The sequence below is a fragment of the Streptomyces sp. NPDC088157 genome, assembly GCF_044741545.1.
Lineage (GTDB): Bacteria > Actinomycetota > Actinomycetes > Streptomycetales > Streptomycetaceae > Streptomyces.
The window spans coordinates 493,205-504,875 of sequence record NZ_JBIUSU010000005.1; the positions used below are offsets into that span (position 1 = coordinate 493,205).

At 73.1% G+C, this 11,671-nt stretch carries 8 protein-coding genes and 2 pseudogenes; 6 read left to right on the plus strand and 4 right to left on the minus strand.

Annotated elements, in window-relative coordinates; all coding sequences use genetic code 11:
• Positions 1–719, minus strand: a pseudogene (locus ACIPFH_RS22375) (hypothetical protein); the annotation flags it as partial.
• A 333-nt stretch (positions 720–1,052) separates the two neighbouring features.
• On the opposite strand from ACIPFH_RS22375, the gene ACIPFH_RS22380 reads away from it, so the two are divergent.
• The gene (locus ACIPFH_RS22380) at positions 1,053–1,499 is read left to right on the plus strand and encodes a hypothetical protein (protein ID WP_401828689.1); all 447 of its coding nucleotides are present in this window, start codon (positions 1,053–1,055) and stop codon (positions 1,497–1,499) included.
• Between the two features lie 76 nt (positions 1,500–1,575).
• Here ACIPFH_RS22380 and ACIPFH_RS22385 read toward each other — a convergent pair whose 3' ends face one another.
• A complete protein-coding gene (locus tag ACIPFH_RS22385; RefSeq protein ID WP_401828692.1) occupies positions 1,576–2,112 on the minus strand; it encodes an SH3 domain-containing protein in 537 nt (178 codons plus the stop codon).
• Between the two features lie 133 nt (positions 2,113–2,245).
• On the opposite strand from ACIPFH_RS22385, the gene ACIPFH_RS22390 reads away from it, so the two are divergent.
• The gene (locus tag ACIPFH_RS22390; RefSeq protein ID WP_401828695.1) at positions 2,246–3,154 is read left to right on the plus strand and encodes a hypothetical protein; all 909 of its coding nucleotides are present in this window, start codon (positions 2,246–2,248) and stop codon (positions 3,152–3,154) included.
• On the opposite strand, the gene ACIPFH_RS22395 is transcribed toward ACIPFH_RS22390, so the two are convergent.
• Complete coding sequence (locus tag ACIPFH_RS22395) at positions 3,051–4,454, minus strand: PLP-dependent aminotransferase family protein (RefSeq protein WP_401828697.1); 1,404 nt, start codon at positions 4,452–4,454, stop codon at positions 3,051–3,053. The genes ACIPFH_RS22390 and ACIPFH_RS22395 overlap by 104 nt on opposite strands.
• Before the next feature lie 141 nt (positions 4,455–4,595).
• Here ACIPFH_RS22395 and ACIPFH_RS22400 point away from each other — a divergent pair, with 141 nt between their 5' ends.
• Genes ACIPFH_RS22400 through ACIPFH_RS22410 form a run of 3 tightly spaced genes read left to right on the plus strand, consistent with a single transcriptional unit; the run spans position 4,596 to position 8,348 of the window.
• Positions 4,596–5,378, plus strand: coding sequence for an alpha/beta fold hydrolase (locus ACIPFH_RS22400; RefSeq protein WP_401828698.1), 783 nt, complete (start codon positions 4,596–4,598; stop codon positions 5,376–5,378).
• A gap of 11 nt (positions 5,379–5,389) precedes the next feature.
• A complete protein-coding gene (locus ACIPFH_RS22405; protein ID WP_401828700.1) occupies positions 5,390–6,388 on the plus strand; it encodes an endonuclease/exonuclease/phosphatase family protein in 999 nt (332 codons plus the stop codon).
• Positions 6,389–6,395: 7 nt separating this feature from the next.
• Positions 6,396–8,348 carry an FUSC family protein gene (locus tag ACIPFH_RS22410; protein ID WP_401828703.1) on the plus strand — a complete coding sequence of 651 codons (1,953 nt, stop codon included), beginning with the start codon at positions 6,396–6,398 and terminating at the stop codon, positions 8,346–8,348.
• 15 nt (positions 8,349–8,363) lie between these two features.
• Here ACIPFH_RS22410 and ACIPFH_RS22415 read toward each other — a convergent pair.
• A pseudogene (locus ACIPFH_RS22415) lies at positions 8,364–9,466 on the minus strand (alkaline phosphatase PhoX).
• 265 nt (positions 9,467–9,731) lie between these two features.
• Between ACIPFH_RS22415 and ACIPFH_RS22420 the strand changes: the two are divergent.
• On the plus strand, positions 9,732–11,636 hold the full coding sequence (locus ACIPFH_RS22420; RefSeq protein ID WP_401828705.1) for a VWA domain-containing protein: 1,905 nt from the start codon (positions 9,732–9,734) through the stop codon (positions 11,634–11,636).
• Positions 11,637–11,671 lie beyond the last annotated feature (35 nt).

The window sequence follows — 11,671 nt, forward strand, 5'->3', positions numbered from 1 at the left end:
ACCGCTGCCGGCGCGGTCGAAGCTGAGGACACGGCCGAGGCTGAGGGCACGCCGGAGGCGGCGGCGGGCGTGGCTGGAGTGAGGGGGGCGGACGAGGCGGAGTACACCAGGTCGCCCACCTCCCCCTCCCTCGCGATCCGGGCCAGCGCCGCCTGGTGCAGCCGTTCGACCGCCGGACGGCCACCGCTGCGCAGTATCGTCGCGACCGCCCTCATGTACGACGGCGCGGCGACGGACCGCCGTCCCGGCGGCGGGGCGACCCGCCCGTACACGGACACCGCGGGCCCGCAGTCCAGGGCGTTCCCCCGCAGCCAGTCCCACGTCTCCGGGTCCGCGCGCAGATCGAGCACCACCGTCGTGGACCCGGCCGCGCGCAGCCGCAGCTCCTCCCGGAACCAGTGCCACGGGAACGCCGTGTACCGCACGGTCGCGGGCGTCGTACGGGCGAGCGCCAGGTGCGGCAGCCGCTGACGCCGGTCGAGTTGCAGCTGCCCCGCGACGAACAGGGTCAGCGGCCCGGGCGTCACCGCGGCGGCCCGCACCCGGGTCAGAACGGCCTGCGGTTCCAGCGGATCGGCGAGCTCGACGACGTTCGCGGTGTCGGTGCCGGCCAGCACGGGAGGCGGCACGGCGGCCAGCACGGGGAGCACGGAGGCCGCGTCCACCAGACACCCCTTGCCCATGGGCGAGGCCGCGAGCAGCAGCACGGTTCCGGGCATGGTCCCCTCCCGCATCGTCCCCTCCCCTGTCGATCACGTACCTCAGCACCGTAACCGCTGCTGCTGCAAAGGGGAGCCTCAGGACTGCAAACCTCCCCGTACGGGGCCTTCGTCGGGCTGCGGCCCCGGCGTCCCGGTCCGTACGGGCCGCACCAGCCGCACGTCACGATCCGGCCACACCCTGGCCACCCACGATCCGCCACACCCCGCAACCCAGGATCCGCCACCCCCCACCGCGCGCGATCCGCCGCACAAACCCGGTGCACCCGACTTGCCACCGCCCCCGCCCAGGTGTGCCCTGGAAGGCGGGGGCGAGGAGAGAGGAGTGCTCTCATGGCTCATGCGGCACCCAAACCGGGCATGCTGACCACGACCGCGCGTACCCGAACACCCGACGTCTTCAGCGAACGGACCCACCGGGCCGCGCAGTGGACGACAGCCGTGGGTCTGGGGCTCGTCTACGGCTACTGGGCTGCGGCCAACAACCGCTCCGGCGGCCCCATCACCGGCTGGAACCTCCTACTGGGCTTCGTGAGCGCGTTCGTGTTCGCGGCGCTCTACCTGGGCGTCCACGCCCTGGCCTCACGCGTGCGGCGCGAACTGCACGCCCTGCTGTGGGCGGCGTTCGCCGGCTGCGCCTTCGGCTTCCTGTACAGCCAGACCGACGCCGCCGTCCTGCGCTCCGCGGGCATGGCCCTGGCGATCGCGGCAGCCGTCTTCGCGACGCTGTTCTTCCGCTACTACACGCACGAGGACGCGGCTGGACACCGCATCCGCTGACCCGCCCACCGAACCCACCCACGACACGGGCCCCGGCGTTGTACGCCGGGGCCCGTGCCTTCCCTCATCCCTCCACTCACCGTCCGACCGGGATCCACTCCCAGTCGTCCGACGAGGTCCCTGACGTTCCGCCGACGCTGAAGCTCCAGGAGCCGGAGAAACTGAACGAGCCGGAGGCCGAGACTCCGAACGAGCTGTTGCTGAACGGGTCGTCCCAGTTGGTCCAGTCCCCGTTCTTCCACCGCGGGCACGGGTCGGCGCAGTCGGGGACCCGCGCGCCGTGGGTGTCCACGAGGGCGGCGCTCGCCCAGCCCTGGGCGTCGAAGAGCCAGTACCAGTCCGGGTTGCCGTTCACGCTCTGACCCTTGACCCTGCACTGCACACGGTCGTGGCTGCCTGGCGCGAGCGCGGCGACGACGGGCGAGTGGGTGGTGGGTTCCTGTCGCACGTTCAGCTCGGTGCGGGAGACGACGGTGCCCCGGATCGGACCGTTCCCGTCGCCGCCGCTGGTCGGCGGGGCCGCCGCCGCCGTGGTGCCCAGCGCCGCGCCGGCGAGGGTGCCACCGGTGAGCAGGGCCGCGGCCAGGGTCCGCAGGGCCAAAGTGGTGCGCATGATCGACCTCCTTCTCCCCAGAACCAGGAAACACCCGTTCGGGTGAACCCTCCACCGGAAGGTGTCGTCGGCGCGCCACCCGGACGGCCGCGACGGGCTCGCGCTCCCGGCCCCGAACCCGTTGCCTGGAGAGGTGTCCCGAAGCCTGCGGACCGCCCCTTCGGCCGTCCTCGTCGCACTGTCCTGCCTGCTCGTACCGTTCGGCACGCTCGCGGCCTGGGCGGCGTACGGCCTCACCGACACCCGCGGCTACGTCACCACGATGGCGCCGCTCGCCTCCGACCCCGCCGTACGGGACGCCGTCGCCGACGCGGTGGGTGACGAAATGGCACGTGAGGCCGGGATGAACCCGCTCTTCCTGCGGGACGCGGTCCGCTCGTTCACCGCGACCCGCGCCTACCGCACGGCCTGGAACGCGGGCAACGAGGCGGCCCACACGGCCGTGATGAGAGCGCTGAACGACGAGAGCGCCGACCGCGACTCCTATCCGGTGATGGTGGACCTCGCGGCCGTGACCTCACCGATGAAACGTCAACTGACCGCCGACCACGTGCCGTTCGCCGACCATCTGCCGGTGCGTCACACGCGTGTCGCGCTCCTCCCGCCAGAGGAACTGGCCGTACTCCGGAAGGGCTACCACGTGCTCGACGTAGCCGGTTTCTGGCTGCCCCTGGCAGCCGTCCTGTTCGCGGCGGCCGGTATCGCCATGGCGGCCTGCCGCCGCCGGGCGGTCACTGCGACCGCCCTCGGCACGGCCCTGGGCGGCGCGTTGCTGGGCCTCGCCGTCGCGATCGCCCGCCGTCTGACCCTCTCCGACCTCCCCGACGCGGCTCATCGCCCGGCGGCGGGCGCGGTGTACGACGCGCTCACCGCAACCCTGCGCACGGCCTCCTGGCTGCTGCTCGCACTGGGCCTCACCGTGGCGGCAACGGCCTGGCTCACCCGGCCCCACTCCCCGGCGGTCCGGCTGCTGCGACGCCGGCGAGTGTCCGCAACGCCCTTGCCAACTGCCCCTCCGGAGCCGACGCGAGTCCGAGTCTGACCGCGTCCGGGGTGCGGTGCGGGTCGACGGCGAAGGCGGTCCCCGGGGTCACGGCGATGCCGTGCGCGGCGGCAGCGGCGGTGAAGGTGTCCGCCCGCCAGGGCGCGGGCAGCTCCCACCAGGCGAAGTAGGCCCGCGGATCGGTCCGTACGGTGCCCCCGCCGAGCCGCCCGGCCAACCGCTCGGCGACGCCCTCGGTGTGGTGTTCGGTGAGGTGATCGACGAGGTGCTCGGTGAGGATCGCCTGCCGCCGGGCGACATCCGCCCGCTTCGCCTCGACGAGCCGTCGCACCACCCCGTCCGCCGTCCACCGCACGGCCGCCTCCACCGCGAACCGTCCCGCACTCCACCCGCCGGACCGCACCGCGGCTCCCACGGCCTCCACCCGCTCCTCCGGTACGACGAGAAAGCCGACCGTCAGCCCCGGCGCGACCCGCTTGGACAGACCGTCGACGACGTGGGTGAGCCCGGGGGCGTGGGCGGCGAACGCGGTGGCGTCCGGGCACAGAAAGGCCCAGACGCGGTCCTCGACGACCGGCAGGCGCCACTCGACGACCAGCCGCCCGAGTTCGCGCCGCCTTGGCTCGCTCATGGTCGAGGACGTCGGGTTGTGGAGCGTCGGCTGGAGGTAGAGCGCGGAGAGCGGGGCGGCGCGGTGAGCGGCGGCGAGGGCGTCCGGCCGCACTCCCTCCGCATCGCCCGCGAGGGGCACGAGAACCACTCCCAGCCGTCCGGCGATCTCCTTGACCAGCGGATACGTCAGCTCCTCCACCCCGAGCCGGCCGCCCGGCCGGACCAGGGAGGCGAGGGCGGCGGCGATGGCCTGGCGGGCGTTGCCGGTGAACAGGATCTGCGCGGGGTCCGGCCGCCAGCCCGGCAGGGCGAGCAGCCGGGCGGCGCTCTCGCGGGCGGCCGCGGTCCCGTCGGCGGCGCCCGGACGCATCGCCTCCGTCAGTACGTCGGCCCGCAGCAGCGGCGCGAGGGAGGTGGCGAGGAGCTCCGACTGTCCTTTGGCGGAAGGGTAGTTGAGCTCGAGGTTGACGGGCGCGGAGGTGGCCGTCTCGATGAGCGCCCGCCCCTGCCCGACGGCCGGCGCGGCTCTCACGAAGGTCCCCCGGCCCACCTCGCCCACCACCAGTCCCCGCCGCACGAGTTCGCCGTACACCCGCCCGGCCGTCGAGGGCGCGATGCGGTGCCGGCGCGCGAACCACCTTTGCGGGGGCAGCCGTTGGCCGGGGCGGAGCCGCCCGGCGGCGATGTCGTCGGCGATGCGGTCGGCGATGAGCCGGAAGTCGGCCATGGGATCTCCGGGAACCTTCCGTCGGTCTTCCTTCGGTCTTCGGTCTTCCTTCGGTCTGCGGTCTGCGGTCTGCGGTCGGGATTGCACCGAGGGCAAAGATCTTATTGCACCGAGAAGTCGGCCCGCCCTACTGTCGATCACATGGCACCCTTCCTCGCATACGAGGACAAAGGCACGGATACGCCTCCGGCGCTCCCCCTCGTCCTCGTCCACGGCCACCCCTTCGACCGCACCATGTGGGCCCCGCAGATCGAGGCGTTCTCCACCACCCGCCGGGTCATCGCCCCCGACCTGCGCGGCTACGGCGCGTCCCCGGTGGTCCCCGGCATCACGCTGCTGTCCGACTTCACCCAGGACATCGCCGCGCTTTTGGACGAACTGAAGGTGGAGGACTTCGTGCTGGCCGGGCTGTCGATGGGCGGCCAGATCGCGATGGACATCTACTGGCGGTTCCCCGACCGCGTCCGGGGCCTGGTCCTCGCCGACACCTTCCCGGCGCCGGAGACCCCCGGCGGGCGACTGGCGCGCAACGAGATGGCCGACCGGCTGCTGGCGGAGGGCATGCGGGGCTACGCCGACGAGGTCCTGGAGAAGATGGTCGCCCCGTACGCGGCCCCCGAGGTCAAGCGCCACGTCCACCGCATGATGACGTCGACGCCTCCCGAGGGCGCGGCGGCCGCCCTGCGCGGCCGGGCCGAACGCCCCGACTACCGGCCCCTGCTGACCCGCGTCACCGTCCCCGCCCTGGTCGTCGTCGGCGAGGACGACGAGTACACCCCGGTGTCGGACGCGGAGGCGATGCACGCGGCGCTCCCGCACTCCGAGCTGCGGATCGTCGAGGGCGCGGCCCACCTGCCGAACCTGGAGCGGGCGTCCGAGTTCAACCGGGCGTTGGCGGAATTCCTGGCGAAGACCGGGGCGTAGCCTTCGGCGGGATGAGGTCGATGCGAGGACGGCTCCTCGGCGCCTGGTGCGCCGGGCTGCTGCTGGCCGGGGTGAGCGTGGTCGTCGGGTGCCGCGTCGCCGACACCGATGCCGTCACCCCCGTACCGCAACTGCTCGCCTTCCTGCCGTGGCTGTTGGTGCCCGCCGGGGCCGGGGTCCTCGTCTCGCTGCTCGCCCGGTGGTGGACCGGGCTGGTGTGGGGGACGGTCCTGCTCGGGCTGCTCGCCTGGTTCGTCGAGCCCTACGGAACGGGCGGCCGGCCGGCCGGGCCGGTGCTCGCGCGGCTGCGGGTGCTGACGTCGAACGTGGAGTTCGGGTGGGCGACCGACGCCCTGATCCCGGTGGTCCGGCGCGAGAAGCCGGACATCGTGTTCGTGGAGGAGTGCGAGTACAGCTGCCAGGCGGCGGTGGAGAAGCGGCTCGGGAGCGCGTATCCGCACCGGCAGGCAGTCGCGGGCGACAGCTCCGTCGGGTCCGTCATCCTCAGCCGGTTCCCGTTGACGGCCGCCGCGGGCGTGCCCGGCAGCATGGGCATGCCGGGCGCGGTGGCCGACGTCGGCGGACACGCCGTACGGCTCCAGCTGGCGCACCCCAAGCCCCCGCTGCCCCGCCAGGTGTCCCTGTGGAAGCGGGAGCTGGGGCGGCTGCGGGACTTCGCCGCCCGGTACGACGACGGCCCGCTCGTCCTCGCCGGGGACTTCAACGCCTCCCAGGACCATGCCGCCTTCCGCCGCGTCCTCGACACCGGACTGCGCGACGCGGCCCGGCTCGCCGGTCACGACCGCGAGCCGAGCTGGCCCAGCAGCACCGCGCCCGTCCTCGGCGCCCAGATCGACCATGTGCTGGTGTCACGGGACTTCTCGGCGAGCGCCGCCCGTTTCCTCCACCTGGACGGCACCGACCACCGGGCGCTGGTCGTGGACATCACTCTCCACCAGGGCCGACGGTCCGGGCCCTGCGCCCATGCGGCCGGGGCCCGGTGCTCATAATGAGCGCATGTCCCGCGAGTTCCCCATCGGCCTCACCCCTCCCGACTGGCTGGTCCGGAACCTGCGCTCCCAGCGGTCCGCCGTCAACCGGCCCGCCGTCGCCCGCGCCGCGCTGGCCATGGCTCTGCCGCTGCTGATCGGCCTCGCCGTGGGACAGCCCGCGTACGGCGCGCTCGCCTCCATGGGCGCCCTGTCCGGAGTCATCGGCGACACCGCCGACGCCTACCGCATGCGGATCATGAACATCGCGATCCCGCAGCTGTTCGGGGCGGTGGGCGTCACCCTGGGATCGGCCGTCCACGGGCACGGGTGGCTCGCGGTGACCACCGTCACCGGCGTGGCCCTGGTCTCCGGGATGATCTCGACGATCGGGGCCGTGGCGTCCGTGTCCGGGCTGCTGCTCCTGCTCAACTCCGTGGTGGGGGCCGGGCTGTCGATGCCCGGTCAGTGGTGGCTGGCGCCGGTCCTGATGACCGGCGGCGGGCTCCTCGTGCTCCTCCTCGCACTGCTGGCCTGGCCGCTGCGCTCCGGGGTGCCCGAACGCACGGCGGTCGCCGCCACCTACCGCACGGTCGCCGACCTGCTGGCCGCGTGCGGCAGCGAGGTCCCCGGCGAGTACGAGGCCGCCCGGCACACCGTCACCCAGTCCCTGAACCAGTCCTACGACCTCGTCCTCGCCCGCCGCACCGGTTACCACGGCCGCAGCGCCGAACTGACGCGCCTCATAGCCGAGTTGAACGCCATCACCCCGGTGGTGGAGGCGGCCCCCGCGGCCCATCTGAACGGCCGCCCGCTCCCGGCGGAGGTCCCCGAGGCCGTAGTCCACCTCGCGCGGGCGGTGGAGACCGGCTTCACCGGACCGATCGGGCTCCGGCTGCCCGACCCCGGCTCCGAGACCGCGCGCGCCGTCGACCACGCCCTGCGGCACGCCGCCGAGGTGGTCGCCGCCTCCGACCCCGATCCCCGGGGCGTCGACGACCGGCTCGGCCGTCCGGCCGGCCTGCGGGTGCGCGCCGCCCGCGCCGCCCGTGACGTCGCCCTCTCCGCCGCGTCCTGGCGCTACGGCCTGCGGCTGGCCCTGTGCATCGGTCTCGCCCAGGTCCTGGTCTCGATCGTCCCGGTGCCGCGCTCCTACTGGGTGGCCCTGACCATCACCTTCGTGATGAAGCCCGACTTCGGCTCGGTGTTCTCACGGGCACTGCTGCGGGCGCTGGGCACGGTGGCCGGGCTGGTCGTCGCGGCGGCGGTGCTGTCCCAGGTGCCGCGCGGATACTGGGACGTACCGGTGATGCTGCTGCTGGCCCCGCTGATCCCGGCCCTGACACCCCGCGGGTACGGCTACCAGACCGCGGCGATCACCCCGGTGATCCTGCTGCTGTCGGACGTCCTGAACCACCAGGGCACCGCGCTCCTGCTGCCCCGCCTGGTGGACTCGCTGATCGGGTGCGGCATCGCGCTCGTGGCGGGCTACCTGCTGTGGCCGGAGAGCTGGCACACCAGGGTCGGCGACCGGCTGGCGGACGCCGTCGCGGACACCGCCCGCTACGTCGAATCGGCCTTCGGTCCGGACGTCGACCCCGCCGAGCGCGCCCGGATGCGCCGCCGCCTCTACCGCGACCTGTCCGTCATCCGTACGGAGTTCCAGCGCGCCCTGACCGAGCCCCCGCCCACCGGACGCCGGGCCGCCGCCTGGTGGCCGCTGGTCGTCGCGGTGGAACGCATCGTGGACGCGACGACGGCGGCCCGGGTCCGGGTGAAACACGGAGCCGAACCGCCGTCGGGGCGGGAGGTCGGTCATGTCACGCTGCAACTGCGTGAGCTGGCCGACGGCCTGCGCGACACGGACGTGCTGTACCCCGTCCGCACCGACCTGACCGGACCACCCGACAGCGTCCTGGAGCCCCTGCGCCAGGAGGTCGCGGCGGCGAGGGTGATCACCTCACCGCACACCGGCGGCTAGTGCCTCTCGTTCGGATCAGGCCGGGCTCTCCGGCGGCCAGGACCGGGCCCCTCGGCGAGGCGGCCATACGTCGATGTCCTCGCCGTCCTTCCGCCACACGGCCACGACGGCCGGGCGGACGATCTTCCCCGGACCGTCCGGCCAGGTGCTCGCCGGCTTGTCCACCGTCGCCCCGTCGACCTCGCCCGGGTGCTGCACGGCGACCAGCACCCGTCGGTCCTGGACAATTGGACCGCAGGTCTCCGCCCCGGTCGGCACCGTCAGGAACTGCTTCAGCTCACCGCGCCGCGAGCCGCGCGTCGCGACGCCGAACAGGCTGTCGTGCGAGCCGAGTTGGCCGCCGTCGGTGGAGATCCACAGGTTGCCGTGCGGGTCGAAGGCCACGTTGTCCGGGCAGGAGATCGGACTGACGTCGTCCTTCGGGAAGCCCGCGAAGTAGGTCGCGGGGTCGTCGGGGTCACCGGCGACGAGGAACAGCGACCAGGCGAACGAGGTGCTCTCGGGACGACTGCGCCTCTCGGTCAGCTCCAGGATGTGCCCGTGCTTGTTGGCGTTGCGCGGGTTGGCCTCGTCGGCCTCGGCGTTCGCGCCCACACCGCGATTGGTGTTGTTGGTGAGGGCGACGTACACCTCGCCGGTGACGGGCGAGGGCTGGATGTCCTCGGGCCGGTCCATCTTCGTCGCGCCGGCCTTGTCACCGGCGAGACGGGTGAAGACGACTGCCCGTACCCGTCCGGGACGGTGACGGCGTCGGCGGTGTTGGGAGCGACGGAGCTGTACCGCAGCCCGCGGGCTGCCTTGGCGGACGGCTTCCCGGAGGTTTTCCCGGAATCCCCCGAGGACTTTCCGGACGGGTCGGCGGGCGCGGCCGCCGCGGGCAGCGCTCCGGCCACACCGGCGGTCCCGGCGGCTGCCGCGACGGTGACGACCGCTGCGGCTCACACCATCGCGCGGCGGCCGATGGCCCCCGCGATGACCTCACCCACGTACGCGTTGTCGCTGGTGTTGGGAACCTCGTGGAAGCAGGCGTCCCCACACCGGAAACGACAGGTCATGGCGGAGCGTCCGCCGGGATGGGACCGGGACGGCGTTCCGATCAACGGCAGAAGCTTGCGCACCTTTAATCTCCCCTTGCATGCCCTTGGTGTTTTCTTGACGCCAGGGGCACATACGTGCGGAAGCGCTGCGGCGGGATGAACGGAGAGTGAAGCCCCGGCTGCCACAAGGGTGTTGGACTTGCGCGGAGGGGGTGCCGAGGCGGTATTGACACACCTGGATTCCTTACACTCACCCCTGCCCAAGATCGCCACTCGGGGCCGCTAACCTTACGTGTCCGTCCTGGCCAGGGATTACGGGCTTCAACTCACGCGAAGGGTTGCGCACATGGGCATTCTCACTCTCCTGCGGAACGCGTTCGGACGGTCACGCAAAGAGCGGGCCGCCGAGGCAGAGGGTGCGGAACAGGTTCCTTCGCAGGAACAGACCGCTTCTGAGGAGCGGGACCAGCAGTCGAACGGGGCCGACCCCACGTCGGCAGCCACCCCGACGCCGAAGCCGGCGCCGGAACCGACGGTCCCGTCCCCCTCCCCCGAACCCACCCCGAGGCCTACCCCGACGGCCCAGGTCCCGGAACCCCGCCCGGCTTCCGAGGACGAGCACGACCTCGTCTCAGCAGCCTTCGACAACGTCACGGTCCCCAAGCCGAGCCAGTCGACGGAGGACCTCCCCACCCCCGCACCTGCGGCAAAGGCAGAGCCCGAAGCGAAGCCGGAGGCAGCACCCGAGGCGAAGCCGAAGCCGAAAACCAGGGCCAGGGCCAAGGCGAAGCCCGTGGCCGAGGCCCCGGTCCCGGTCGTCGAGGCCGAGGCACCGGTCGAGGAGCCCGCGTCGGAGCCGGTCCCGGTCGCCGAGGCCGAGGCCAGGACCGAAGCGGAGGCAGAGCCCGTAGCCGGGGAGCCGACCGCCGAGGCGGAGCCCGCCCCGGAAACGGCCGCCGAAGCCGTCACGGAAGCGGAGCCCGAGCCGGTCGCGGCCGAGGAGCCGGCGGAGCCGAAGGCCGAGACCGAGGCCACGGCCGAGGTCAGGACCGAGGCCGAGGCACCGGTTGAAGCCGAGGCACCGGTTGAGGCCGAGGTCGAGGAGCCCGCGTCGGAGCCGGTCGCCGAGACCGCCCCCGACGTCACGCCCGGGCCGGTCACGCCCGAGCCGGTCGCGGCCGAGGAACCGGCAGAAGAGTCGGCGGAGCCGAAGACTGAGCCCGAGGCCACGGTCGAGGCTGAGGCCAAGACCGAGGCTGAGCCCGAGGCGAAGGTCGAGGAGCCCGAGGCCAAGGTCGAGGAGCCCGAGGAGGAAGCCGCAGCCGAGGAGCCCGCCCCGGAAACGGCCGCCGAAGCCGTCACGGAAGCGGAGCCCGAGCCGGTCGCGACGGAAGAGCCGGCGGAGCCGAAGGCTGACGCCAAGGCTGAGCCCGAGGCCAAGACCGAGCCTGAGGCACCGGTCGAGGAGCCCGCGTCGGAGCCGGTCGCCGAGGCCGTCCCGGTAGAGGAGCCCGCGCCCGAGCCGGTCGCAGCCGCGGCCGAGCCGGTGGCCGAGGCCCCCTCGGAGCCGGAGGTCGCGCCCGAACCCGTCGCGGTCGCCGAGGTGCCCGCTCCCGCCCTGCCGGCCGGTCTCGCCACCGCCTACCAGGCAGCAGCCACCGTCCTCGCGAACACGAACCTCACCGGCACCCGGGCCGGTGTCTACCTCGTGCTGGACCGCTCCGCGAGCATGCGCCCGTACTACAAGGACGGCTCCGCCCAGGCTCTCGCCGAGCAGACCCTCGCCCTCGCCGCCCACCTGGACCCGAAGGACACGAAGGTCCACGTCACGTTCTTCTCCACAGAGGTGGACGGCACCGGCGAACTCACTCCGGCCGACCACGAGAACAAGATCGACGAGCTCCACGCGGGCCTCGGCCGCATGGGCCGCACGAGCTACCACGTGGCCGTGGAGGACGTCCTCACGCACCACCGGAAGGAAGCCTCCGGCAACCCCGCCCTGGTGATCTTCCAGACGGACGGCGCCCCGGACGCGAAGACCCCGGCCACGCAGTCCCTCACCGACGCGGCGAAGAACCACCCCGACGTCTTCTTCGCCTTCGTCGCTTTCGGCGACCCGGAGAACAAGGCCTTCGACTACCTCCGCAAGCTGAAGCTGGCCAACACGTCCCACTTCCTCGCGGGCGAGACCCCGCGCGAGCTCACGGACACGGAGCTCTACGAGGGCATCCTGGCGAACTGGCGCCCGTAGGCCCCGCCGGCGTCCACCGGGGGGTGGACGGAGCG

Excerpts from the sequence above, each read along its gene's own strand:
- ACIPFH_RS22380 (WP_401828689.1), top strand. The coding sequence starts at position 1,053 with ATGGCTCATGCGGCACCCAAACCGGGCATGCTGACCACGACCGCGCGT.
- ACIPFH_RS22385 (WP_401828692.1), bottom strand. The coding sequence starts at position 2,112 with ATGCGCACCACTTTGGCCCTGCGGACCCTGGCCGCGGCCCTGCTCACC.
- ACIPFH_RS22395 (WP_401828697.1), bottom strand. The coding sequence starts at position 4,454 with ATGGCCGACTTCCGGCTCATCGCCGACCGCATCGCCGACGACATCGCC.
- ACIPFH_RS22400 (WP_401828698.1), top strand. The coding sequence starts at position 4,596 with ATGGCACCCTTCCTCGCATACGAGGACAAAGGCACGGATACGCCTCCG.
- ACIPFH_RS22405 (WP_401828700.1), top strand. The coding sequence starts at position 5,390 with ATGAGGTCGATGCGAGGACGGCTCCTCGGCGCCTGGTGCGCCGGGCTG.
- ACIPFH_RS22410 (WP_401828703.1), top strand. The coding sequence starts at position 6,396 with ATGTCCCGCGAGTTCCCCATCGGCCTCACCCCTCCCGACTGGCTGGTC.
- ACIPFH_RS22420 (WP_401828705.1), top strand. The coding sequence starts at position 9,732 with ATGGGCATTCTCACTCTCCTGCGGAACGCGTTCGGACGGTCACGCAAA.